The organism is Streptomyces sp. NPDC096205, assembly GCF_044763135.1.
GTDB lineage: Bacteria > Actinomycetota > Actinomycetes > Streptomycetales > Streptomycetaceae > Streptomyces.
The window spans coordinates 766,569-790,583 of record NZ_JBIWFS010000003.1; the positions used below are offsets into that span (position 1 = coordinate 766,569).

The window sequence follows — 24,015 nt, forward strand, 5'->3', positions numbered from 1 at the left end:
AGAAGTGAGCGACACCGACCTTCCCCTCGCCGACGAAGGCGGCTGCGGCGACGGCTGCGCCTGCGGCGACGCGGAGTACCTGGAGAGCGGGCTCGACCCCGCCCTCGCCCAGCTGCTGGCCGACGCCGGGCTCGATCCCGTAGAGATCGAGGACATCGCCAACGTCGCCATCCAGGAGGACCTGGCCGGCGGCGTCGACGTGACGACCGTCGCGACCATCCCCGAGGACGCGGTGGCCACCGCCGACTTCGTCGCCCGTGAGGCGGGCGTCGTGGCGGGCCTGAGGGTCGCCGAGGCGGTCGTGTCGATCGTCGCCGCCGACGAGTTCGAGGTCGAGCGGCACGTCGAGGACGGCGACCGCGTGGAGGCCGGGCAGAAGCTGCTGTCGGTCACCACCCGCACCCGCGACCTGCTCACCGCCGAGCGCAGCGCGCTCAACCTGCTGTGCCGCCTGTCCGGCATCGCCACCGCCACGCGCGCGTGGGCCGACGCCCTGGAAGGCACCTCCGCACGCGTGCGTGACACCCGCAAGACCACGCCGGGCCTGCGCTCGCTGGAGAAGTTCGCCGTGCGCTGCGGCGGCGGCGTCAACCACCGCATGTCCCTGTCGGACGCGGCCCTGGTCAAGGACAACCACGTCGTCGCGGCCGGCGGCGTCGCCCAGGCCTTCAAGGCCGTACGGGAGGCCTTCCCGGACGTGCCGATCGAGGTCGAGGTCGACACCCTGCACCAGCTGCGCGAGGTCGTCGACGCGGGCGCGGACCTGATCCTGCTGGACAACTTCACGCCCGGCGAGTGCGAGGAGGCCGTCGCCCTGGTGCACGGCCGCGCCGCACTGGAGGCGTCGGGCCGGCTCACCCTGGACAACGCCAAGGCGTACGCGGACACCGGCGTGGACTACCTCGCGGTCGGCGCCCTGACCCACTCCTCGCCGATCCTCGACATCGGCCTGGACCTGCGAGCGGCGGAGTAAGGGAGCGGGACCGGCCATGCTGCTGACGATCGACGTAGGCAACACGCACACCGTGCTCGGCCTGTTCGACGGCGAGGACATCGTCGAGCACTGGCGGATCTCGACCGACGCCCGCCGTACGGCCGACGAACTGGCCGTGCTGCTCCAGGGCCTGATGGGCATGCACCCGCTGCTCGGCGACGAGCTGGGCGACGGCATCGACGGCATCGCCATCTGCGCGACCGTCCCCTCGGTCCTGCACGAGCTGCGCGAGGTCACCCGCCGCTACTACGGCGACGTCCCCGCGGTCCTGGTCGAGCCCGGCGTGAAGACGGGCGTGCCGATCCTCACCGACAATCCCAAGGAGGTCGGCGCGGACCGCATCATCAACGCGGTCGCCGCCGTCGACCTCTACGGCGGCCCGGCCATCGTCGTCGACTTCGGTACGGCGACGACGTTCGACGCGGTCTCCGCGCGCGGGGAGTACGTCGGCGGGGTCATCGCGCCCGGCATCGAGATCTCCGTCGAGGCGCTCGGCGTCAAGGGCGCCCAGCTGCGCAAGATCGAGGTGGCACGCCCGCGCAGCGTCATCGGCAAGAACACGGTCGAGGCGATGCAGGCGGGGATCGTCTACGGGTTCGCCGGACAGGTCGACGGCGTGGTGAGCCGGATGGCGCGGGAGCTGGCGGAGGACCCCGAGGACGTGACGGTGATCGCCACGGGTGGGCTCGCGCCCATGGTCCTCGGGGAGTCCTCGGTGATCGACGAGCACGAGCCGTGGCTGACGCTGATCGGGCTGCGGCTGGTGTACGAGCGGAACGTGGCGCGTATGTGAGTGACGGGCCGGTCGCGCCCGCCGCGGCGGAGCCGCATAGGGGAACAGCCCGCGCCCCTTTGGGGGCGTCCGTGCGTGTCATGACCCCAGTAAGGTCCTGTTTGTCTGATTAGCGCGTATTGTCGCCGCATGCCCACGCCATACGGATCCCGCGGCGGCATGGCGTTCGGCGCGGAGGAGCTGCGTGTGCTCCGCCGTGCTCTCGCCCTCGCCCTTCATCCCCGTCCCGTCTCGGCCCAGGACGTCCAGGACTGCCATCGCCTCGCCGAATCGCTCGACGAGGCGATGCGGGAGGGGGCCCGGCTGCGGGCGTTCCTGGTGGCCGATCTGGCCCGCTACCGGGCCGCCCTGCCCGGTACCGCGGCCGGCTATCTCGCACTGCTGGAGGAGGTGCTGGCGGCGGGGCATCGCCCGGAGCCCGACGACCTCGCCGCGCTGCGCGCCCTGCGCGGCAGTCCCGTCGCAGCGGCCCTGCTGGAGCGCTGCCAGGTGCTCGCGGAGCAGGACGTACGGGCGCGTCTCGCCCGGCGTACGGCCGCCCCGGCCTTCGCCGCCGCCCCGCTGGTGCCGCAGTCCCGTACGCGGCTGCTCGCCCTGCCGGGCGGGCGTGCGGGGCGAGGCGTCGCCGAGGCGTCCGAGAGGAAGCCGGGGGAGAAGCCCGCCGAGCGGCCCGCGGACAAGCCCGCCGCGCCCAGGCCCGGCCCCTCCGAGCCGGTCCGTCGCCCCGTTCCCACCCCGGGTGAGGTCTTCCCGCGGCGCAAGCCGCAGCCGCCCGCCGGTCCGCCGCAGCAGATGGCCGCGGGCTGAGGCCCCACCGCCCGAGTGCCGTTCGTGTGCCCGCTCCACCCCGGAGCGGGCACACGCGTGTGCGTGGCTACTCTGGAGTCATGGACTACCTCTCCGCGCTGCTGCCCCCGGTCGTGATGGCCGTGTTCTTCATCGGCGTGATCCGGGTGATCGTGAAGACCCAGGGCGGCGCCCAGAAGGCCAAGGAGGACGCGGCCGTGGACGCCGCGCTCCAGCGGGTGGAGAACGCCCGTCCCGCCACGGGCGCCGACGCCTGACCCTCGGGCGCCCACCACTTCGGCGTACGACCGCCAGGTGAGGCCGATGCGGTCACCTGGCGAGCCGTACGCCCTTTTTGTTGCGGTTTGACGGCCATCGCGCACGTCCGTCACGCGATCGCCGTGATCTCCCACTATTGTCTGAGCTGTGCCTCGCCCATTGGGAGAACTCGAAGACGCGGTCATGACGCGGGTGTGGAAGTGGAACCGCCCGGTGACCGTTCGAGAAGTCCTGGAAGACCTTCAGCAGGAACGGTCGATCGCCTACACCACGGTGATGACCGTTTTGGACAATCTCCATCAGAAGGGCTGGGTGCGCCGTGAGGCGGAAGGCCGGGCCTATCGATATGAGGCGGTCTCCACCCGCGCCGCCTACGCCGCTGCCCTGATGAACGACGCCTGGGCGCAGAGCGACAACCCCGCCGCCGCTCTCGTCGCCTTCTTCGGGATGATGAGCGACGAACAGCGACAGGCTCTCACGGACGCCGTACGGATCGTCCAAGGACCGGAATCCGTCGAACCCGCGGAAGCCGCCGAACCCGTACGACCCGTCGAACCATCCCGAGAGACCACCGAGGACAACCCCGGCTCGGCACCGGAGGGCGACGGGCGATAGCGTCCGCTCATGTCAGCAGACAGTCCCGAAGTCTCCGCTAAAGCCATCACCGTCCGGCGGGCCCGGACCAGCGATGTCCCCGCCGTGCGCCGACTCCTTGACGCCTACGTCCGAGGCGGCATCCTGCTCGACAAAGCGACCGTGACGCTTTACGAGGACATCCAGGAGTTCTGGGTCGCGGAACGCGACGACAACGCCGAGGTGGTCGGCTGCGGTGCGCTGCACGTCATGTGGGAAGACCTCGCGGAAGTCCGCACCCTCGCGGTGCGGCCGGGCCTGAAGGGCGCGGGCGTCGGGCACCGGGTCCTGGAGAAGTTGCTGGAGACCGCGCGCTGGCTCGGCGTTCGACGCGTTTTCTGCCTGACCTTCGAAGTCGACTTCTTCGGCAGACACGGCTTCGTGGAGATCGGCGAGACACCCGTCGACACCGATGTCTACGCGGAGCTGCTGCGTTCTTACGACGAGGGCGTCGCGGAGTTCCTCGGTCTCGAACGAGTGAAACCGAACACCTTGGGCAACAGCCGGATGCTTCTGCATCTGTGATCGCCCTCCGGTCTATGCCCGGCCTATGCCCCGGGTATGCCACGAGGTATGCGCGGAAGTATCCCCAGGGGTATGCGGTCGGCTAAGGCGGCGGTATTCTTGCCGGCCCCCTCCTTGCCTGCCTTCCCCTATGTCCGAAACGCGCATGTTTCCGGGGCGGGGGCGGACCGTCGGTCCTCTCCCGGGGGTTTGTGTTTTTCCAGCAAAAGCGGTTTGCTTTCCGACGTACTGCAGTACTGCATATAAGAGGGGGCGGCGAAACGGCGGACGCCTGACCCCCGGCCCTCACGTTTTCGATGAAAGGAAATCCGGTGGCACAGAAGGTTCAGGTCCTTCTTGTCGACGACCTCGACGGCGGCGAGGCCGACGAGACCGTGACGTTCGCGCTGGACGGCAAGACGTACGAGATCGATCTCACGACTGCCAATGCGGACAAGCTGCGCAGCCTTCTCGACCCCTACGTGAAGGGTGGCCGGCGCACCGGTGGCCGCGCTTCGGGTGGCCGTGCAAAGACGCGTGCCGCTTCCGGTGGCAGCCAGGACACCGCGGCGATCCGCGCGTGGGCCAAGGAGAACGGTTACGAGGTCAACGACCGCGGCCGCGTTCCCGCGTCCATCCGCGAGGCCTACGAGAAGGCCAACGGCTGAGCACCCGCTCGCCGCAGCCGGATCCGGTGGCACTGCGTGGCCACCGTCTCCACCACCCGCACGAGATCCGGGGCGTCCTGTACGCCCCCCAGGGCCGACAGCGTCGGCAGCGAGGCCTCGACCTCGCACCCCGGCACGGGGGGCCGCAGCCAAGCGGCCCCCTGCAGCGCACCGGGCCGGCCCGGTCGCGCACCCGCCCCTGACAAGCCCGCGGCGACCGCGTCCGGCTCGGCGGGCGGCGGAGCCTGGACGAGCCCGCCCGGACCGATCGCCATGACGTCCGGGGACAGTGCGCCCCACTCCAGCCAGTCCAGCAGACCGGGCAGCTCCTCGGCGCTTCCCGGGGCCGCCAGCAGCCACATCCGCCCGCCGCACACGGCCACCGGGGAACCGGGCCGCAGATGCCGCAGGGCGGCGATTCCGGCCTCCATCGGTACGTCCAGGACGTCGAAGCGCAGACCTACGGAAAGTAGTACCGGATCGCCGGGCACTGTCGCCCAGCCCAGTTCGTTCTCGTACCACCGCCGGACATGGGCGCTCGCCTCGGGCGCCCGGCGGGGAAGCGGGACCGTCGGGGAGACCGGAGGCGCCGGGGTCGCCGGCGGGACTGCGCCAACCATGACAAGTGCAACCGCCGAAACGGCCCCGGAGTTACGCTGGGTGTTCCGACGTGTGCGAAGAGTGCCGGACGAGGGGGCGTGTGGGCGTGCGGGGAGGCGCAAGGTTGTTCGCCCGTAGCGGAGGGAAAGGGGGCGCACGGCATGGAGTGTCAGTCCCAGCGGGTAAGACATCCCTAGTGGGAGGGGGCGACGCGCGGGAAAGGACGTCTCACGTTCGCCATCGGCGTAGTGGCGAGTGGGGTAACTGCCTGGCCTGCGGGAACATCGTCTCGCACCATCGGGTTGGAGCAGATGTCGGCGTCAGGGGTCAGGAGGCCATCGACGGTGTCGGCAGTTGGAATGAGCGGTCCCCGCTTGCGGGACTAAGCTGCGGAAGGACAGGGAGGGGAAGTTCCCCCCACTGCCTGACCGCTCTGAGGAGCGATTAACGATGTTCGAGAGGTTCACCGACCGCGCGCGGCGGGTTGTCGTCCTGGCTCAGGAAGAAGCCCGGATGCTCAACCACAACTACATCGGCACCGAGCACATCCTCCTGGGCCTGATCCACGAGGGTGAGGGTGTCGCCGCCAAGGCCCTTGAGAGCCTCGGGATTTCGCTCGAGGCGGTCCGCCAGCAGGTGGAGGAGATCATCGGCCAGGGCCAGCAGGCGCCCTCGGGCCACATCCCCTTCACCCCCCGTGCCAAGAAGGTGCTGGAGCTGTCGCTCCGCGAGGCGCTTCAGCTGGGCCACAACTACATCGGCACGGAGCACATCCTGCTCGGCCTGATCCGTGAGGGCGAGGGCGTCGCCGCCCAGGTCCTGGTCAAGCTGGGCGCAGATCTGAACCGCGTGCGGCAGCAGGTGATCCAGCTGCTCTCCGGTTACCAGGGCAAGGAGACCGCCACCGCCGGCGGTCCTGCCGAGGGCACCCCCTCCACGTCCCTGGTCCTCGACCAGTTCGGCCGGAACCTCACCCAGGCCGCTCGTGAGTCCAAGCTCGACCCGGTCATCGGGCGCGAGAAGGAGATCGAGCGGGTCATGCAGGTGCTGTCCCGCCGCACCAAGAACAACCCGGTCCTCATCGGTGAGCCCGGCGTCGGCAAGACCGCCGTCGTCGAGGGCCTCGCCCAGGCCATCGTCAAGGGCGAGGTGCCCGAGACCCTCAAGGACAAGCACCTCTACACCCTGGACCTCGGCGCGCTGGTCGCCGGCTCCCGGTACCGCGGTGACTTCGAGGAGCGCCTGAAGAAGGTCCTCAAGGAGATCCGCACCCGCGGCGACATCATCCTGTTCATCGACGAGCTGCACACGCTGGTCGGTGCGGGCGCCGCCGAGGGCGCGATCGACGCCGCGAGCATCCTGAAGCCGATGCTGGCCCGTGGTGAGCTGCAGACCATCGGTGCGACGACGCTGGACGAGTACCGCAAGCACCTGGAGAAGGACGCGGCCCTGGAGCGCCGCTTCCAGCCCATCCAGGTCGCCGAGCCGTCCCTGCCGCACACCATCGAGATCCTCAAGGGTCTGCGCGACCGGTACGAGGCCCACCACCGGGTCTCCATCACGGACGAGGCGCTGGTCCAGGCCGCCACCCTGGCCGACCGCTACATCTCGGACCGCTTCCTGCCGGACAAGGCGATCGACCTGATCGACGAGGCCGGTTCCCGGATGCGCATCCGCCGGATGACCGCGCCGCCGGACCTGCGCGAGTTCGACGAGAAGATCGCCGGCGTCCGCCGCGACAAGGAGTCCGCGATCGACTCGCAGGACTTCGAGAAGGCAGCCTCCCTGCGCGACAAGGAGAAGCAGCTCCTGGCCGCCAAGGCCAAGCGGGAGAAGGAGTGGAAGGCCGGCGACATGGACGTCGTCGCCGAGGTCGACGGCGAGCTGATCGCCGAGGTCCTCGCCACCGCCACCGGCATCCCGGTCTTCAAGCTGACCGAGGAGGAGTCCTCCCGTCTGCTCCGCATGGAGGACGAGCTCCACAAGCGGGTCATCGGCCAGAACGACGCCGTCAAGGCGCTGTCGAAGGCGATCCGCCGTACGCGTGCCGGTCTGAAGGACCCGAAGCGTCCCGGTGGCTCGTTCATCTTCGCCGGCCCGTCCGGTGTCGGTAAGACCGAGCTGTCCAAGGCGCTCGCCGAGTTCCTCTTCGGCGACGAGGACGCGCTGATCTCCCTCGACATGTCGGAGTTCAGCGAGAAGCACACGGTCTCGCGTCTCTTCGGTTCGCCCCCCGGCTACGTGGGCTACGAAGAGGGCGGCCAGCTGACCGAGAAGGTCCGCCGCAAGCCGTTCTCCGTCGTTCTGTTCGACGAGGTCGAGAAGGCCCACCCGGACATCTTCAACTCGCTGCTGCAGATCCTGGAGGACGGTCGCCTGACCGACTCCCAGGGCCGGGTCGTGGACTTCAAGAACACGGTCATCATCATGACGACCAACCTCGGCACCCGGGACATCTCCAAGGGCTTCAACCTGGGCTTCGCGGCCTCGGGTGACACGAAGACCAACTACGAGCGCATGAAGAACAAGGTCTCGGACGAGCTCAAGCAGCACTTCCGGCCCGAGTTCCTCAACCGCGTCGACGACGTGGTCGTCTTCCCGCAGCTGACCCAGGCCGACATCCTGCGGATCGTCGACCTGATGATCGGCAAGGTGGACGAGCGCCTGAAGGACCGGGACATGGGCATCGAGCTCTCCCAGTCCGCCAAGGAGCTGCTGTCCAAGAAGGGCTACGACCCGGTGCTGGGCGCGCGTCCGCTGCGTCGCACGATCCAGCGCGAGGTCGAGGACACGCTGTCGGAGAAGATCCTCTTCGGCGAGCTGCGTCCGGGCCACATCGTCGTCGTGGACACCGAGGGCGAGGGCGAGGCCCAGACCTTCACCTTCCGCGGCGAGGAGAAGTCCTCCCTCCCCGACGTCCCGCCGATCGAGCAGGCTGCGGGTGGGGCTGGACCCAACCTGAGCAAGGACGCGTGACCCTTCGGGGTTGAGCGGTAGAAGGGGCCGGTGCCTTTCCAGGTGCCGGCCCCTTCGGCGTGCCCGGGGTCAGAAGAACTCCTGGGTGATCTCGGCCGACGGAAAGACCGGGCTCAGATCGGGGACGGTGGTGTGCCGGGAGGGGACCCGGAGGCGGACCCTGCGCACCTGCGGGAGGCACGGGGCCTCGTCGAGGAGGATGTCCACGTCTTCGGCCCCTCGCAGGAGCAGGCCGAACCTCTCAAGTGCCGGAAGAGCGGCGATCTCGGCCCAGTCGGCCGCCGTCAGACCGCCCTGCCCCAGGGTCAGCGACCTCAACGTGGGCCAGTCGCGCAGGCCGCGGAGCGGGTCGGGCCGGCGCAGGGCCTCGGAGCCGAGGTGAAGGTGCTCCAGCGGCGCATCGGCGGGCAGCCAGTCCAAGAGACCGCCAGGGAGGTTCAGGTCCAAGCCGAGCTGGGTGAGGCCGCTCAGCACGCGCAGTCCGCCGAGGTCGGAGACCTCGCCGACCAGACCCAGAGACGTCACGGGCAGGTCAGCGAGCGCGGCCAGGTTCGTCGTGTTGTGGCACTCGGCCAGCCACAGGGTCCTCAGTGACTCGAAGCCTGCCAGAGCGGACAGATCGCCGAGCTCACTTACGGCAAGCAGGGTCAGGACTTCGGTCGCGGAATGATCGAGGCCGATGTCCGGCGGTGGCGTACCGCGGAACTCCAACTGCGTCCACGGCCGCATGAGCCGCAGGGCCGCTGTCTGTTCGGACGATTCACAGTTGAGCACCAGACCGTCCCGGTCCAGATGATCCAGCACCTCCGTCGCGTACACCGCCGCGTCGAAGCGATGCCACGTCCCCACGAGCTGCCGCCGTACGTCCAGCGACGGGTGTTCCCGGAAGCGCCGCAGGACCGCCAGTGCGCCTTCCGGCTCGTCCGTGGCGAGGAGCGAGGCGGCCACCGTGATGCCGTGGGCCGCGTCGTCCGCGAGTCCCTCCGGGCCCGGTAGCAGCTCCAGCACCAGCGGCCCGGCCTCTGCCAGGGCGCGCGCGTCCTCAGTCGAACGTGGCGGGATCAGCTCGGAGGCCCGCGCCTCCACCTCCCCCCGCACCCCCGGATCCAACGCCGCCGCATGCTCCACGCAAGCCAGCGCCAGCAAGGTCAGCCGGGGCGTCTCCCGTGCCAGGAGCTGTCGTAGGACGGAGGCGCGCTCGCGGGGGCGGGCGTGGGCCACCGCCATGCGGATGACGTCCTCCCACTGGGCGTCGTCCGCGTGGCTCAGGAGGACGTCCAGGTGGCCCTCCTCGACGGCGTAGCGGGCGCCCAGGTAGTCCTGGAAGGTGCGGTGGACGAAGTCGACGACGCCGTCGGCCGGGCGGCGGAGCAGGCCGCTGCGGAGCAGGAGCTGCGAGAGGACCGAAGGCGCGTCCGTCCGGCCCGGCAGGGCGATCGTCGGGAGGCAGCGCTCCAGGATGCCCTCCGCCGTCTCCACGTCCATCTCCGTGCGGCCGCTCAGCACCAGCGCGTACGCCAGGCGTTGCAGCAGCTCCAGCTGCGCCTCCTCGCCGAGGTCGACGGAGTCCACCGCGCCCATGCCCCGCTCCCGGTCCCGGCGGGCCAGCAGCATGGCGAGGGCGGCGTCGTAGAGCTCCTTGCGGCCGGTCGGGAGGTAGCCCCGCCGTTCCCGGTGCAGGGCGCAGATCAGGCCGCACATCAGCGGGTTCGTCGCCAGCCGGGCCAGGTCGCGTTTGACGCGGAGGGAGTCCAGGAGCGGGCCCTCGTATTCAGGCGCCCTTGCCGCCTGGTGCCAGCGGCTCACGAACGTCGCGACCTCCCCTCGCCGCATCGGGGCCAGCAGCAGTTCGCGGAAGCCGGCCGAGGCCAGCCAGTCCTGCCGTACGGCCGTGGGGCGGGACGTGATCAGCCAGCGGTTGCCGGGGAAGGCGCTGATCAGGTCCAGGAGCCAGTCGCGGGCGCGGTGGCGGTCGGGGGCCGGGATCTCGTCCAGGCCGTCGACGAGGATCAGCCCCCGGCCGGCCCACAGGACGCGTTCCGCCCAGCCCTCCGGCGGGGCCAGCGGGCAGCCCACCGCGGTCAGGAAGTCGGCCGGGGCGGGAAGCGCGGCGCGGCGGATCAGGGTCCGCAGCGGAAGTACGTACGGGATCTGCGCCCCGTCCCGTGCCGCGGTCACCGCCAGCCACTGGACCAGCGTCGTCTTGCCGGAGCCCGCGTCCCCGCGCAGCAGGACCCGACCGTGGTCGCGCAGCGCGTGCTCGGCCGGGAGGTGGACCGGAGTGCCGGTCACCGGCCCGTCGAGGCCGCTCTCCTCGGCCGTCGCCTCCAGGCTCAGATAGGCCACTTCCAGGGGCCAGCGGTCGGGGGAGTCGCGCAGGTCGAGGCCGTAGATGGTGATGTGGTTGTGGCGCTCGGCGACGTACGCCAGATAGCGGCGTTCGAAGGAGGTGTCCGTCGTAGGCGGGCGCGGGGTGCGGGCCAGCAGTTCGTCGACCTTGGCGATCAGGGCCGCCTGGTCCCGCGACTGTTCCACCAGCGTGCGGGCGACGAAGGTGGACCGGCGGGTGAAGAACTCCAGAATGTGCAGGCAGGCCCATTCCGTCGCCGAGTCGAGGAAGTGGGTCGCGTCGGTGGACAGGCCGTCGGGCTCGCCGCGCAGGCGCGCCGCCAGCTCGCGGTGGCCGAGGCGTACGGCCTGTACGTCGTCCATGTCCAGGTCGCCGAGGGCGAGCAGGCGGCGGGCGAGGGCGTCGGTGACCGCGACCTGCTCGTCGTGGGGGAAGGGCGGCTCGCCGGGTGAGGTCACGGCGCGCTCCACCAGCTGCGCGGCGAGCCGTGAGACGTCCTTCTCCGTCAGCGTGCGCTTCTCGCCCGTGAAGGAGAGCAGCGAGGAGAGACGGACCGGCTTGTCGACCAGGCCCGCGCCCGGGCCGTCCGGCCGGAAGAGCTTCTTCACCAGCGGGGCGATCATCGAGGACGCGAGCCTGCCGCCCAGTACCGCCGGTTCCATCCGCGCCCCACCCCCGTCGCCGTACACAACGGGGGTGAGATTACCCGCAGTTGGTTCAGGAGAGTCGGCCGTCGTAGTCCGGCAGCTTGTACGTCTTCTCGGCGTGGCCGCCGGAGACGTCGGTGGCGCTGTTGCCGATGTTCGCGATGATCGTGTAGCCCTGCTTCTCGATGGCGACGCGCTGGGCGGTCTTGTAGTCGGCCACGTTCTTGAACAGGTCGAAGAAGCTGCGGACGTGGAGGCCGGAGACCTCGTAGCCGCGGTACTCCAGGTTCCACTCGGTGGGCGCGTAGATGATGCCGGGGCGGGCGGTGACGAAGAAGAGGTCGACGCCGTGCTCCTGGGCGTACTCGGCGACCTTCAGGACCGGGCTGTTGGCCGGCTGGGGGTAGCTGAAGCCGAAGTCGGTCTCCAGGGTGGTGTTGTCGATGTCGAAGACGATCGCCTGCTTCTCGCCGGGCTTCGTGTTCGCGATGCGCTGCTTCAGGTCGGGCAGCGCCTGGTCCATCACCGCCTGGCAGTCCCGCTGCCAGGTCGTGTAGTCGACATCCGCGGCGGTGGCCGTCGCGGCCTCGGCGGGGGTGGCCAGGGCCAGCAGGGCGGCCGCGGTGGCGGCGGTCGCGGTGGCGCGACGTGTCCCGGGGCGTCGTCCGGTCATCTGTGGGGGGTCCTCTCACGCGCGTACGGCGTCCCGTACACAACCGACGTGTCATGAGCATGCTCGTCTCGTCGGGTGGCGTCGAGAGGTCTGTCAGGTTACCGGAGGGTAGGAATTGCGTAGCCCCCGTCACATCCGCAGGTCAGAGGGGTGGGCGCGCCGGTGACATGCCGCACAGGCGATTTGTCCGTTACTAGGGGGAATAGTGGCGATCTTGGCGGTTGAAGAAGTGACTTTCGGCCCGGAGTCCGGGCGCTCGGCCCCGCATCATGGTCGATTCGTCCCGAATGAGGGCTCTGTCAAGGAAGCGTGATATTCCGACCGAGGTACTAGCTTCCGTCGTAGATCACACGTTTGGGGGTTGATGGGCGATCGGGCTACCAAGGGATAGCCATCCGGACGCCGCTCGGTGCCGGGTGGTTCCCCTGTTCCCCACCGCATGAGGTTTCGATGTCCCAGCGCGTCACGTCCCGCTCCTTCCGTACGTCCAAGCTCCGCACCCGCGCCGCCGTCCTGGCCGCCGGGCTGGGGGTGTCGGCCGTCATGGGAGCCGGGGTCGCGATGGCCGCGGACACCGGGGTGTCCGCGAGTGCCGCGAGCGCCGCCGGTGCCGTCCAGGCGCAGGCCGCCGCCCAGGCCAAGGCCGCCGAGGCCGCCAAGACCGCGGCCGCCGCCAAGGCGCAGGCCGCCGCGGCGAAGAAGGCGGCTGCCGCCAAGGCCGCCGCGCAGCAGGCCGCGGCCAAGAAGGCTGCCGCCAAGAAGGCCGCCGCGAAGAAGGCGATCTCCTGGGTCGCGCCGGTGAAGCACTACACCAAGACCGCGAGCTTCGCGCAGGCCGGCGGCATGTGGCAGTCCACCCACAGCGGCCAGGACTTCGCCGTCCCGACCGGCACCCCGGTCTCCGCTGCGCACGGCGGCACCGTGGTCAAGGCCGGCGGCAACGGTGCCGGTGACGGTCCCGCCTACGGCAACGCCATCGTCATCAAGCACGCCAACGGCACGTACTCGCAGTACGCCCACCTGTCCCGGATCGACGTCAAGATCGGCCAGATCGTCGCCACCGGCCAGCACATCGCCCTGTCCGGCAACACGGGCAACTCCAGCGGCCCGCACCTGCACTTCGAGATCCGCACCACCCCGAACTACGGCACGGCCGTCGACCCCGTCGCCTTCCTGCGCGGCAAGGGTCTGACCGTCTGACCCGTCGTACGGGACTCAGGCGCCCTGGTGCGCCTGAGTGACCAGATCCATGGCGACCTCCAGGACAGCCCTGCGCTTGTCCTCGGGGTCGCCTTCGAGGTCCTGCAGGAAGAACATGCCGGCGTGCAGCGTGAAGATCGCGCTGACGCAGCGGACCTGGTCCACCAGGGGCGCCGCGGGGTCGATGACGATGTCCCGCAGGGCGCGCATGCGGTCCTTGAAGGTCTCGCCGATCTGAAGGTCCCGTACGGTCGCCTGGTTCTCCTGCATGAAGCGGAACAGCGGCGCCGCCCCGGCCAGGGCCGCGCTGTAGCGCCGTACGAGCTCGTGCTTGGTCTCCAGGGTGGGGGGCTGCTGCGCGCCCCACTCGATGAGGTCGCCGATCGGCTGCGTCAGATCCTCGAAGATGCTGACGACGATCTCTTCCTTCGTCTTGAAGTGGTAGTAGAGCGCCGCCTTGGTCACCGCCAGGCGCTCGGCGATCTCGCGCAGGGAGGTCTTCTCGTAGCCCTGCTCGGCGAACAGTTCGAGCGCTACGTCCTGGATGCGCTGGCGGGTGTTGCCGCGGCGCTGCTGCTTGGTGCCGTCCATCGTGACGCCCATCCTCGTACTCCTTGCGCTCACGCGGAAATCCGCCTGCCCGACAAACTTACTTGACGCCCGGCTAGTTAGGGGTCTACTTTCCCCACTGTAAAGAACTAGCCGGGCGGCAAGTAAGTAGCAAGGTCTGGGGGAGAAGACGATGGCGGACGCAGGAATCAAAGACAAGGCCGAGAAGAAGCCACAGAACGTGCGGGTCGTGCTGCTCGCGCTGATGATCGCGATGATGCTCGCGATGCTCGACAACATGATCGTCGGCACCGCGATGCCCACGATCGTCGGCGAGCTCGGCGGGCTGGAGCACCTGTCCTGGGTGGTGACCTCCTACACCCTGGCCACCGCCGCGTCGACGCCCATCTGGGGCAAGCTCGGCGACATGTACGGGCGCAAGGGCGCCTTCCTCACCTCCATCGCGATCTTCCTGGCCGGCTCCGCGCTCAGCGGCATGGCCCAGGACATGGGCCAGCTGATCGGCTTCCGCGCGGTGCAGGGTCTCGGCGCCGGCGGTCTGATGGTCGGTGTCATGGCGATCATCGGCGACCTCGTGCCGCCCCGCGAGCGCGGCAAGTACCAGGGCCTCATCGCCGGTGTCATGGCCCTCGCCATGATCGGCGGACCCCTCGTCGGCGGCACCATCACCGACCACTGGGGCTGGCGCTGGGCCTTCTACATCAACCTGCCCCTCGGCGCGGTCGCCCTCGCCGCCGTCGGCGCGGTCCTGCACCTGCCCAGGAAGTCGGCCAAGACCCGCATCGACTACCTCGGCGCCGGACTGCTCACCATCGGCATCACCGCCATCGTCCTGGTCACCACCTGGGGCGGCACCGAGTACGCCTGGACGTCCGCGCGGATCATGGAGCTGATCGGCATCGGCGTGGCCGCGCTCGTCGGGTTCCTGTTCTGGGAGACCAAGGCCGCCGAGCCCGTCATGCCGCTGCACATCTTCCGCAGCCGCAACTTCTCCCTGATGTCGGTCATCGGCTTCATCACCGGCTTCGTGATGTTCGGCGCGGTCCTCTTCCTGCCGCTCTACCAGCAGTCCGTGCAGGGAGCCTCCGCGACCAACTCCGGCCTGCTGCTCCTGCCGATGCTCGGCGCGATGCTCGTCGTGTCGATGATCGCCGGCCGGATCACCACCAACACCGGCCGCTACCGGCTCTTCCCCATCGCGGGAAGCGCGCTGATGATCGCCGGCCTGTACCTGCTGTCGCTGATGGACACCGACACCTCGCGGCTGACCTCCGGCCTCTACATGGCCGTCCTCGGCGCGGGCATGGGCTTCCTGATGCAGATCACCATGCTGGTCGCGCAGAACAGCGTTGAGCTGAAGGACATGGGCGTCGCCTCCTCCTCCACCACCCTGTTCCGCACCCTGGGCTCCTCCTTCGGCGTCGCCATCATGGGCGCCCTGTTCAACCACCGCGTCCAGGACGTCATGACCGAGCGGGCCGGCGCGCTGGGCTCCCAGGTCACCCAGCAGTCCGCCCAGCTGGACGCCGCCAGCCTCGCCAAGCTGCCCGAGGCCGCCCGCGACGCGTACCAGCACGCGGTGTCCTCCGGCACCCACGGGGCGTTCCTGCTCGGCGCGATCGTCGCCGTGGTCGCGCTGGCCGCGTCGGTGTTCGTCAAGGAGGTGCCGCTCAAGGGGGCGGGACCGCAGAAGACCGAGGGCGCCGAGACGCCGGCGCCCGTCGGAGAGGCCGTCTGACATTCGTCGGTACGACGGTTAAGGTCCGGGTTTCCCGCAGGCCCCTGGGAGGTTGCTCCCGGGGGCCTGCGGCCGTCGGTGCGGAGGCGTTGTCAGACCCTCGTGTCACCATCGGCGTACGAGGTGAGGGGCGTCACCCACGCGGCGTCGTTCACGAGGTGAGAGGCGTCGACCACAAGGTGAGTGGCGTCGTGCGACCAGGGGAGAGGAGGCCCGGATGGACAAGCTGCGTCAGCTCAGGCTGGCCAAGGACGCCATGGACCGCGACTGGGCCGACCCCGCCCTCGACCTGGACGCGGTCGCCGCGCACGCCGGCTACTCCCGCTACCACTTCGTCCGCGCCTTCAAGGAGGCGTACGGCGAGACACCCGGCCAGTACCTCACCCACCGCCGGATCGAGCGAGCCGAGGAACTGCTGCGCGCCGCCGACCTCAGCGTCACCGAGATATGCCACCTGGTCGGCTTCAGCAGTCTCGGCACCTTCTCCCGCCGCTTCAAGACCCGCACCGGACTGTCCCCGAGCGACTACCGGGCCAAGCATGTCGGCCGAGGGGCGGCCCTGATACCCGGCTGCTACGCCATGCTGTGGGCCGGCGGTTTCCCGCGCCGCGCGCCGGCCGGGCAGGACCGCAATTCCGGAGAAGCGGGCTGAGAGCCGCCCTGCCTACGGTGACGGAGGAACGACCGGCCCCCGCACCCACAGGAGCGACCGCCATGATCACCGGCCTGGGCATCACCACCGTATGGACCTTCGACCAGCAGCGCACCAAGGCGTTCTTCACCGAGAAGCTGGACTTCGAGGTGCGCACCGACCTCTCCATGGGCGACATGCGCTGGGTGACGGTCGGCGCCAAGGACCAGCCCGACGTCGAGCTCGCCCTGATGAGCCTGGACGGTCCCGGTCTGGACGCCGAGTCGTCCGAGGCGCTGAAGAAACTGGTCAGCAAGGGCGTCATCGGCGCGGGCGCGCTCCGCACGGACGACTGCCGTGGCGACTACGAGACCTTCAAGGCACGCGGGGTGGAATTCCTCCAGGAACCGAAGGAACGGCCGTACGGCGTGGAGGCGATCTTCCGCGACGACAACGGCAACTGGTACAGCCTCACCCAGCGCAGCGAGGAGCTGGACTTCTCCAAGGAGTTCTGAGGAGCCCGGGCCCGCCGAGCCGGCCTCAGGAGGGCAGCATCGGATAGCTGCCGGTGTTCGTCGGCGCGTGCTCCGGCAGCCACAGCACAGCGACCGCCCCGTCGGCCGGGACATGCTCCGGCGCACCCGGCGGCCGTACGTTGCGGAAGGTCAGCCGCGCGCCGAGCACCCGGGCCTGACCCGCCGCGATGGTCAGGCCCAGCCCGTGGCCGCGTCCGGCGCGGTCCTTGCTGCCGGTGCGGAAGCGGCTCGGGCCGTCGGCGAGCAGGTCCTCCGGGAAACCGGGCCCGTGGTCGCGGACCCGGATGACCCGGCCCTCGACGGTGACCTGGATCGGCGGGCGGCCGTGGCGGGCGGCGTTGGCCAGCAGGTTGAACAGCACGCGCTCCAGCCGGCGCGGGTCGGTGGTGACCTCCGACTCGTGCACGACCAGTACCTCGGCGTCCGGCTCCTTGGCCGCCACCCGCCGGGCGACGAACTCGCCCAGCAGGATGTCCTGCAGCTCGGCCCGCTCCGAGGCGCCGTCCAGCCGGGCGACCTCCAGCACGTCCTCCACCAGGGTGCGCATGGCCTTCGCCCGGTCCAGGACCAGCTCGGTGGGCCGGCCCGGCGGCAGCAGCTCGGCCGCCGTCAGCAGCCCGGTCACCGGGGTGCGCAGCTCGTGCGCGATGTCCGCGGTGACCCGGCGCTCCGCCTCCAGGCGCTGCCTGAGGGCGTCCGCCATCGCGTCCACCGCCCGCGCGAGATCGTCGGTCTCGTCGCGCACGACCCCGCCGATCGCCTCGCGCACCCGTACGTCGGTCTCGCCCGTGGCGACCCGGTTCGCCGCCGAGGCCGCCTTGCGCAGCCGGCTGGAGAGCTGGGCCCCGATCAGCACACCGAGCGCGCTGCCGCCGAGGACGGCCGCGATGGAGCCGATGACCAGCGCCTGGTCGAGGTCGTCGAGGATGTCCTCGCTGCGGTCGGGAAAGCCGGTGTGCAGGGACAGCACCTTGCCGTCGTTGGCCGGCACCGCGGCCCAGATGTCCGGCGGGCCGTCGTGGTCGTCGGACACATAGGTCGCCCGCCGCCCGCGCTCGACCTTCTCCCGCAGCTGCGTGGGCAGGTCCGGGTCGTCGACCACCACGTTGGGGAAGTTCAGCCGGCCGGTCAGCTCGTAGGTGCGCTGCGCGACCTCCACCCGCTCGTCGGCCAGATCGCGGGCGTTGTCCAGCATCGACACCCGGGCGGCGTTGTGCACGACCAGGCTGAGCGCGACCGCGACCAGCGCGCCGACCAGCGCGATCGCCGCGCTGAGCTTCCAGCGCAGCCCGGTGCGCAGCCCGTCCCCGCCCAGCCGCTGCCCGAGCCCGGCCGGCAGACCGCCCAGCCTGCGGTGCAGTCGCGCCCGCAGGGTGCGGTCGGCCTGCGGCCAGAGGCGGGCCCGACGACCCGGCGGTGTGCGGCCGGCGTCTTCCCCGAGGTACTGCCGCTCGGCGGCCCCGGCCCCGGTGCCGGTCCCGTACCCGGTGCCGGTGCCGGTCCCGGTGCCGGTCCCGTACCCAGCCTCGGACCCGGTCCCGGTTCCGTACCCGTACCCGGACCTGGTGCCGGACCCGGTGGCGGTTCCGTACCCGGTGCCGGTCCCGTACCCAGCCTCGGACCCGGTCCCGGTTCCGTACCCGTACCCGGTCCCGGTGCCGGACCCGGTGCCGGTTCCGTACCCGGTCCCGGTCCCGGTCCCGTACCCAGCCCCGGCCCCGGCCCCGGCCCCGGCCCCGGCCCCGGCCCCGGCCTCGGACCCGTACCCGGCCCCGGTTTCGGACCCGGCCTCGGACCCGGCCCCGGACCCGGCCCCGGACCCCGACCCGGCCCCGGACCCCGACCCGGCGCGTTTCCCCCACCCCTTGGTCCAGGCCGCGGGAAGTCCCCACCCGGCCGGGCCCTGTTCGCGCCCGCTCACGCCTTGAGCTTGTAGCCGAAGCCGCGCACCGTCTCGATGCGGTCCTGGCCGATCTTCGTGCGGAGCCGCTGCACATGGACGTCCACGACCCGGGTGTCGCCGCCCCAGCCGTAGTCCCACACGCGCTCCAGCAGTTTGTCCCGGGACAGCACCGTGCCCGGCGCCGAGGAGAACTCCAGCAGCAGCCGCATCTCGGTCGGGGTGAGCCCCACCGGCTGCCCGGCGCGGCGCACCTCCATGCCGTCGGTGTCGACCTCCAGGTCGCCGAAGGTCAGCACCCCGCCGACCGCCGCGTCGGCGTCCTCGGCCTGCGCGCCGCCGCTCGCATGGCCGAAGCGGCGCAGCACCGCGCGGATCCGGGCGACCAGTACGGCCCCGTCGAACGGCTTGGTGACGTAGTCGTCGGCCCCCGCCTCCAGGCCCAGCACCACATCGATGGAGTCGGCCCGCGCCGACAGCATGATCACCGGGACCGTCGACTCGTCCCGGATACGACGGCACAGGCTGACCCCGTCCAGGCCCGGCACCATGACGTCCAGCAGCGCGATGTCCGGGCGCCGCGCCCGGAACGCGTCCAGGCCCGAAAGGCCGTCGGGCATGGCGGTGACCGCGAAGCCGTCCCGCTCCAGGGCGAGCTGGGTGGCCTCGCGGATGACGTCGTCGTCCTCCACGAACAGGACGTGGGTCTGGTCTGCCATCCGGATGCTCCGTCAGTTGCTCTCGGGCACTGGGGCGGGCTCGCCGCCCCGGGCGGTGGTGCCGTAGTCGTTGTGCCAGTGGTGCCGCGCGACGAAACGGTCGGTCGCCCAGCGGTAGGTGATGACATCCTCGCCGGACGGGTCCGTCACCGGGTCGCCGGCGTCGTACACCTGCTTGGTCACCAGCAGATCGCCGCGGTCGATCTCGGCGTAGACCGGGGGCTCCTCGATCCGGAAGACGTTCTCGTAGCGCCCGCCCTCCCTGCGATACACGTACGAGCCGACGCCGACGGTGTCCCCGCAGGTCAGCACGTTGATCACGACGTCGTCGACGGTGCCGCCGGTCAGCTCGCCGTAGGAGACGTCGACCGGGTACTCGTCGCCGTTGCACGGGCGCAGATCGCGCTTGACCGCCACCGAGACCAGCGGGTCCTCCTGCACCAGCCGGACCGCGTTCACCCGGGCCGGGGTTCCGGCCGACATCGACGGGGAGGCCGCGGCGCCGGTCAGGCCCGAGGCGTGCGCCGGGCCCTCGTCCCTCGTCCCGGTGCCGCCGGTGGAGCACGCCGAGAGGGCAAGGGTGAGGGCGGCGAACCCGGCCGTCGCCGTGCTCACCGCCCGCCGGGAGCCCCGGCTCCGTGCCGTCCCCCCGGGACTCCGCAGGGGTCCCGCTCCGGTCAGGCCGCGCAACGCTCCCGCTCCTCACGCTCCAGCGCGCGTGCGTCGAGATCGCGGGACTCCAGCTCCTCGCGGAGCCGTGCGAGGGCCCGGTGCAGCGTGCTCTTGACGGTGCCGGCCGACATGCCGAGGGCGGCGGCCGTCTCCTCCGTGGACATCTGCTCCCAGTGTCGCAGCACGACCACGCTGCGCTGCTTGGGGGCGAGCACCTTCAGGACGTCCATCAGCAGGGCGCGGTCCGCGTGCTGCTCGGTGGAGTCGTCCACGCAGGACTCCGGGAGCTGCTCGGTCGGCACCTCCTCCAGCTTGCGCGCCCGCCACCACTCGGTCCGGGTGTTGATCATCACGCGGCGCAGGTAAGCATCCGCCAGCCGCTTGTCGGCGATGCCCTCCCAGCGGCCGTAGGTGCGGGCCAGCGCGGTCTGCAGCAGGTCCTGGGCGTCGACGGGGTCCGGCACCAGCCGGCGGGCGCTGCGCAACAGCGCGTCCTGCCGGGTGCGGACGTACTCCTCGAACTCGAGCACCTCGCCCTGCGCCATGATCAACCGCCTCCCGCTCTTTTCCCCGTGCCTGGTCTGCCCATGAAGCTACGGAGGCGTTGTCACGAGGCTGTCCGAAGCAGCCTGCGGACAGCGCTCGGCTGTCCGTCGGTTGTGTAACAGAAGTAGGCGCGGGGTAAGGGGCCGTACCGGGTTATCCGGTTTTGGGGCGGTCGAGGCGCCGGTCAGGCCGACGGCAGCCGATACATTCCGCCCGGCAGCGGTTCCACCAGCCCGTCGGCCACCAGGCCGTCCAGCGCACGGGCCCGCTGGATCGGCTCATGCCATACGGCGTCCAGCGCGGCCTGCGGCACCGGCGCGTGCGCCTCGCGCAGCACGGCGAGCAGCTTGCCGCGCACCTGCCGGTCCGTCCCGGCGTACGTCTGCCCCCGACGCGGCGGACCGTCGTGCTCCGGCTTGCCCGCGAGCCGCCACGCGCACTGCGCGGCGATCGGGCAGCGGTGGCACGTCTCGTTCTTCGCCGTGCACACCAGCGCGCCCAGCTCCATCGAGGCGGCGGCCCAGCGGGCGGCGGTCCGCTCGTCCTCGGGCAGCAGCGCACGGGCCAGCCGGCGCTCGGCGGCCGTCGTGGCGTTCGGCGGGTACTGCACCCCGGTCACCGCGCGGGCGAACACCCGCCGCACATTGGTGTCCAGCACCGCATGCCGCTGCTCGTACGCGAACGACGCCACCGCGGCCGCCGTGTACTCGCCGATCCCGGGCAGCGCCAGCAACTGGGCGTGGTCGGACGGTACGTCCCCGCCGTGCCGCTCCGTTATGGCGACCGCGGCCCCGTGCAGCCGCAGCGCCCGGCGCGGATAGCCGAGCCGGCCCCAGGCGCGCACCGCCTCACCGGGCGCCTCCCGGGCGAGGTCGGCCGGACGCGGCCAGCGGGCCAGCCACTGCTCGTACACCGGCAGGACCCTGTTGACCGGGGTCTGCTGCAGCATGAACTCGCTGACCATCACCCCCCACGCGCCCGCCTCCGGGCGCCGCCAGGGCAGGTCACGGGCGTGCTGGTCGAACCACGCGATGACGGGGACGTGCAGTTCCGCTCCCTGCGGTTGCGTTCCCCGGGCGGAGCCCGCGGCGGCGTCCTGCCCGGTCGCACCGGAGGCGGCGGTCCTGTCGTGGGGGAGGGGCGTGCTGTGCGGGGGCTTCGTGGGCGCAGTCATGGCGGTTCCGATCCTGCCATGCGCGAGCACGCCACCGGGAGGACCGCCACCCGAGGGGAGGACGCAGACCTGACGATCAGCAGGGGCACAGGCCCGCCGGCCGCTTGTAGCGTCGGGTGGATGGAACGTGTCAAGGGCCGCTTCCGGGCGGGTGCGCTCGGGCAGCTGCTACGGGCGGCCCTGCTGTGGACCGCCCTCGCGGTGCCTGCCATGGCGGCGGACGGGCTCGGGCTGAACGAGGAACGCCCGCTGTGGCAGTCGGCGGTCGGGTTCGGGGTGCTCGCGGTGGCTGTCGGGGTGGCCCGGCGCAGTCCACCGGCGGCGTTCGCGGTGACGGCCGCGCTGAACCTCCTCGCCGCGCCCGCCCTGTTCACCGTCTCCTGGACACCGGCGCTCGGCGTGTTCGCCCTGCTGCTCGGGCTGCGGGCACCACGGACGCGCCCGGCGGCGGCCCTGCTCGCCGCCGTGGGCTGTGCGGGCACGGTCCGTATCGCCCTCCTCGGGGTCGACCCGGCGCCCGAGTGGCTGGTGCTGATGTGCACGCTGCTGTTCTGTTGTGTGTTCCCCTGGCTGGCCGGCCGCTACTGGCGGCAGAGCCGCGAGCTGACCGAGGCCGGCTGGGTCCGCGCCGCCCGCCTGGAGAGCGAGCAGCGACTCGCCGAGGAGCGGGCCCGGCTGCGCGAACGGGCCCGGATCGCCCAGGACATGCACGACTCCCTGGGCCACGAACTGAGCCTCATCGCCCTGCGCGCGGGCGCCCTCCAGGTCGCCGCCGACCTGCCCGGACACCATCGCGCGGCAGCGGCCGACCTGCGCGCGGCGGCCTCCGACGCGACCGATCGCCTGCACCGCATCATCGGCGTCCTGCGCGAGGACGACGAACCCTTGCCGCTGGCCCCCGCGGGCGAGAGCCTGGAGCAACTCCTCGCACGGGCCGCCGACTCCGGGCTCGACGTGTCCTGGGAGACACACGGACCCGAGCCGCTCTCCACCGCAGAGGCCGATGCGGTCGGTGAGCGGATCCTGTACCGCGTGGTGCGCGAGGCCCTCACCAACGCGGCACGGCACGCACCCGGCGCCCCGGTCCGGGTGGCGGCGGTCCGGGAGACGGCCGGTACCACCGTCACCATCACCAACGGGCGGCCCACCCGCGAGAGTTCCCCGTCCTCGGGCGGATCCGGACTGCTGGGTCTGCGCGCCGCGGTCACCGAGGCGGGCGGCACCTTCTCGGCCCGGCCGCACGGCGACGGCTTCCAGGTCCGCGCCCAACTCCCCGCGGGCCAGACAGCCGCCCCCACCGAGGCGGCCCCCGCGCCGACCCGGCCCGCCTCCCGCGCCCCCTTCGTGCGCGCCCGCCGCCGCGTCGCCCTCGGCCTCGGCGTGGCGGCCGTCGTCGGGGCCGTCCTGACCGGCGGGGCCTTCGCCTGGTACGCGTACACCGAGACCCACTCGGTCCTGCCGCCCGCCTCCTACGCCGGCCTGCGCCTCGGCACCCCGCAGGACGAGGTCGCCCGGCTGCTGCCCGACCGCGCGGTCGCCGACCCGCCCGCCGACCGGGCCCCGGACGCGCCGCCCGGCGCCGAGTGCCGCTACTACCGCGCGAGCGGCGAACTCCTCACCTCCGTCGACCACTTCAGACTGTGCTTCGCGGACGGCCGGCTGATCGCCAAGGACGTCGTACCGCGGGTGGACGGCGGTGAACAGGAGCCCGCCGGGCCTGTGGAGGACGCGGAAAGGAAAGAGGAGTGGGGGAGTTGATCCGGATCCTGCTGGCCGACGACGAGGCGATGGTGCGCGCGGGGGTGCGGGCCATCCTCGCCAGCGACGCCGGCATCGAGGTGGTCGCCGAGGCGGGCGACGGCCACGAGGCGGTCGAACTGGCCCGGGCCCACCGCCCGGACGTGGCCCTGCTCGACATCCGTATGCCCCGCCTGGACGGCCTGGCCGCCGCGGAGGAGATCGTACGGACCCTGCCCGGCACGGCCGTCGCCATGCTGACCACCTTCTCCGAACGGGCCTATGTGGCCCGCGCCCTCGGCGGCGGAGCGACCGGCTTCCTGCTCAAGTCCGGTGACCCGTACGAGCTGATCGCGGGCGTACGGGCGGTCGCGGCCGGGGCCGCCTTCCTGTCGCCGAAGGTGGCCCGGGACCTCCTCGACGGCCTCGGCGCGGGCGCGCCCGACGGCGGCCGGCTCGGCCGCGAGGCCGCCGCACGCGCACGCGTGGCGGTGCTGTCCCCGCGCGAACGCGAGGTCCTCGGCCTCGTCGGCCAGGGCCTGTCCAACCCGGAGATCGCCGCCCGGCTGCACCTCGTCGAGGGCACGGTGAAGGCGTACGTCAGCGCGGTCCTGGAACGGCTCGGCGTCCGCAACCGGGTGCAGGCGGCGATCGTGGCGTACGAGGCGGGCCTGGCGGGAGAGCAGTGA

The 24,015-nt window shown here is 71.5% G+C and carries 23 protein-coding genes; 14 read left to right on the forward strand and 9 right to left on the reverse strand.

Annotation, left to right across the window (positions count from 1 at the left end; genetic code table 11):
- Positions 1-4 precede the first annotated feature (4 nt).
- The 7 genes from nadC (at position 5) to ACIQ6Y_RS15965 (ending at position 4,657) form a co-directional block, all read left to right on the forward strand.
- The gene (gene nadC / locus ACIQ6Y_RS15935; RefSeq protein WP_404038165.1) at positions 5-973 is read left to right on the forward strand and encodes a carboxylating nicotinate-nucleotide diphosphorylase; all 969 of its coding nucleotides are present in this window, start codon (positions 5-7) and stop codon (positions 971-973) included.
- 16 nt (positions 974-989) lie between these two features.
- Positions 990-1,787: a type III pantothenate kinase gene (locus ACIQ6Y_RS15940; RefSeq protein ID WP_404038168.1), complete on the forward strand. Its 798-nt coding sequence runs from the start codon at positions 990-992 to the stop codon at positions 1,785-1,787.
- Positions 1,788-1,946: 159 nt separating this feature from the next.
- On the forward strand, positions 1,947-2,594 hold the full coding sequence (locus ACIQ6Y_RS15945; protein WP_404038401.1) for a hypothetical protein: 648 nt from the start codon (positions 1,947-1,949) through the stop codon (positions 2,592-2,594).
- A gap of 80 nt (positions 2,595-2,674) precedes the next feature.
- Complete coding sequence (locus tag ACIQ6Y_RS15950; RefSeq protein ID WP_404038170.1) at positions 2,675-2,851, forward strand: hypothetical protein; 177 nt, start codon at positions 2,675-2,677, stop codon at positions 2,849-2,851.
- 184 nt (positions 2,852-3,035) lie between these two features.
- Complete coding sequence (locus tag ACIQ6Y_RS15955) at positions 3,036-3,467, forward strand: BlaI/MecI/CopY family transcriptional regulator (RefSeq protein WP_404038172.1); 432 nt, start codon at positions 3,036-3,038, stop codon at positions 3,465-3,467.
- 9 nt (positions 3,468-3,476) lie between these two features.
- Positions 3,477-4,010 (forward strand): amino-acid N-acetyltransferase, encoded by a 534-nt coding sequence (locus tag ACIQ6Y_RS15960; protein WP_404038175.1) that lies wholly within the window; start codon positions 3,477-3,479, stop codon positions 4,008-4,010.
- A 311-nt stretch (positions 4,011-4,321) separates the two neighbouring features.
- The gene (locus ACIQ6Y_RS15965) at positions 4,322-4,657 is read left to right on the forward strand and encodes an Lsr2 family protein (RefSeq protein ID WP_404038178.1); all 336 of its coding nucleotides are present in this window, start codon (positions 4,322-4,324) and stop codon (positions 4,655-4,657) included.
- On the opposite strand, the gene ACIQ6Y_RS15970 is transcribed toward ACIQ6Y_RS15965, so the two are convergent.
- Positions 4,636-5,277, reverse strand: coding sequence for an SCO3374 family protein (locus ACIQ6Y_RS15970; RefSeq protein ID WP_404038181.1), 642 nt, complete (start codon positions 5,275-5,277; stop codon positions 4,636-4,638). The genes ACIQ6Y_RS15965 and ACIQ6Y_RS15970 overlap by 22 nt on opposite strands.
- Before the next feature lie 430 nt (positions 5,278-5,707).
- Between ACIQ6Y_RS15970 and ACIQ6Y_RS15975 the strand changes: the two genes are divergently transcribed.
- Complete coding sequence (locus ACIQ6Y_RS15975; RefSeq protein WP_404038184.1) at positions 5,708-8,233, forward strand: ATP-dependent Clp protease ATP-binding subunit; 2,526 nt, start codon at positions 5,708-5,710, stop codon at positions 8,231-8,233.
- 69 nt (positions 8,234-8,302) lie between these two features.
- Here ACIQ6Y_RS15975 and ACIQ6Y_RS15980 read toward each other — a convergent pair whose 3' ends face one another.
- Positions 8,303-11,245 carry an NACHT domain-containing protein gene (locus ACIQ6Y_RS15980; RefSeq protein ID WP_404038187.1) on the reverse strand — a complete coding sequence of 981 codons (2,943 nt, stop codon included), beginning with the start codon at positions 11,243-11,245 and terminating at the stop codon, positions 8,303-8,305.
- Between the two features lie 55 nt (positions 11,246-11,300).
- The gene (locus tag ACIQ6Y_RS15985) at positions 11,301-11,903 is read right to left on the reverse strand and encodes an HAD family acid phosphatase (protein ID WP_404038190.1); all 603 of its coding nucleotides are present in this window, start codon (positions 11,901-11,903) and stop codon (positions 11,301-11,303) included.
- A gap of 450 nt (positions 11,904-12,353) precedes the next feature.
- Here ACIQ6Y_RS15985 and ACIQ6Y_RS15990 point away from each other — a divergent pair, with 450 nt between their 5' ends.
- Positions 12,354-13,103 carry a M23 family metallopeptidase gene (locus ACIQ6Y_RS15990; RefSeq protein ID WP_404038192.1) on the forward strand — a complete coding sequence of 250 codons (750 nt, stop codon included), beginning with the start codon at positions 12,354-12,356 and terminating at the stop codon, positions 13,101-13,103.
- Positions 13,104-13,118: 15 nt separating this feature from the next.
- Here ACIQ6Y_RS15990 and ACIQ6Y_RS15995 read toward each other — a convergent pair whose 3' ends face one another.
- Positions 13,119-13,706 (reverse strand): TetR/AcrR family transcriptional regulator, encoded by a 588-nt coding sequence (locus tag ACIQ6Y_RS15995; RefSeq protein WP_404038195.1) that lies wholly within the window; start codon positions 13,704-13,706, stop codon positions 13,119-13,121.
- Between the two features lie 139 nt (positions 13,707-13,845).
- Between ACIQ6Y_RS15995 and ACIQ6Y_RS16000 the strand changes: the two genes are divergently transcribed.
- The 3 genes from ACIQ6Y_RS16000 (at position 13,846) to ACIQ6Y_RS16010 (ending at position 16,557) form a co-directional block, all read left to right on the forward strand.
- The gene (locus tag ACIQ6Y_RS16000) at positions 13,846-15,411 is read left to right on the forward strand and encodes an MDR family MFS transporter (RefSeq protein WP_404038197.1); all 1,566 of its coding nucleotides are present in this window, start codon (positions 13,846-13,848) and stop codon (positions 15,409-15,411) included.
- Positions 15,412-15,628: 217 nt separating this feature from the next.
- A complete protein-coding gene (locus tag ACIQ6Y_RS16005; RefSeq protein ID WP_404038200.1) occupies positions 15,629-16,063 on the forward strand; it encodes a helix-turn-helix transcriptional regulator in 435 nt (144 codons plus the stop codon).
- Positions 16,064-16,125: 62 nt separating this feature from the next.
- Positions 16,126-16,557, forward strand: a complete 432-nt coding sequence (locus tag ACIQ6Y_RS16010) for a VOC family protein (protein WP_404038203.1) — start codon at positions 16,126-16,128, stop codon at positions 16,555-16,557.
- Between the two features lie 25 nt (positions 16,558-16,582).
- Here ACIQ6Y_RS16010 and cseC read toward each other — a convergent pair whose 3' ends face one another.
- From cseC to ACIQ6Y_RS16035, 5 genes are all read right to left on the reverse strand, one after another.
- Positions 16,583-17,917 carry a two-component system sensor histidine kinase CseC gene (cseC, locus tag ACIQ6Y_RS16015; protein ID WP_404038404.1) on the reverse strand — a complete coding sequence of 445 codons (1,335 nt, stop codon included), beginning with the start codon at positions 17,915-17,917 and terminating at the stop codon, positions 16,583-16,585.
- A gap of 578 nt (positions 17,918-18,495) precedes the next feature.
- A complete protein-coding gene (gene cseB / locus ACIQ6Y_RS16020) occupies positions 18,496-19,197 on the reverse strand; it encodes a two-component system response regulator CseB (RefSeq protein WP_404038206.1) in 702 nt (233 codons plus the stop codon).
- Positions 19,198-19,209: 12 nt separating this feature from the next.
- Positions 19,210-19,887, reverse strand: a complete 678-nt coding sequence (locus tag ACIQ6Y_RS16025; RefSeq protein WP_404038209.1) for a hypothetical protein — start codon at positions 19,885-19,887, stop codon at positions 19,210-19,212.
- Entirely contained in the window at positions 19,875-20,414 is a 540-nt protein-coding gene (locus ACIQ6Y_RS16030) for a SigE family RNA polymerase sigma factor (RefSeq protein ID WP_399643610.1), read from the reverse strand. The genes ACIQ6Y_RS16025 and ACIQ6Y_RS16030 overlap by 13 nt, the downstream gene beginning before the upstream one ends.
- A 185-nt stretch (positions 20,415-20,599) precedes the next feature.
- Entirely contained in the window at positions 20,600-21,589 is a 990-nt protein-coding gene (locus tag ACIQ6Y_RS16035) for an A/G-specific adenine glycosylase (RefSeq protein ID WP_404038212.1), read from the reverse strand.
- A gap of 120 nt (positions 21,590-21,709) precedes the next feature.
- Here ACIQ6Y_RS16035 and ACIQ6Y_RS16040 point away from each other — a divergent pair, with 120 nt between their 5' ends.
- On the forward strand, positions 21,710-23,347 hold the full coding sequence (locus ACIQ6Y_RS16040; protein ID WP_404038215.1) for a sensor histidine kinase: 1,638 nt from the start codon (positions 21,710-21,712) through the stop codon (positions 23,345-23,347).
- Entirely contained in the window at positions 23,344-24,015 is a 672-nt protein-coding gene (locus ACIQ6Y_RS16045) for a response regulator (protein ID WP_404038407.1), read from the forward strand. Before ACIQ6Y_RS16040 ends, ACIQ6Y_RS16045 begins: the two co-directional genes overlap by 4 nt.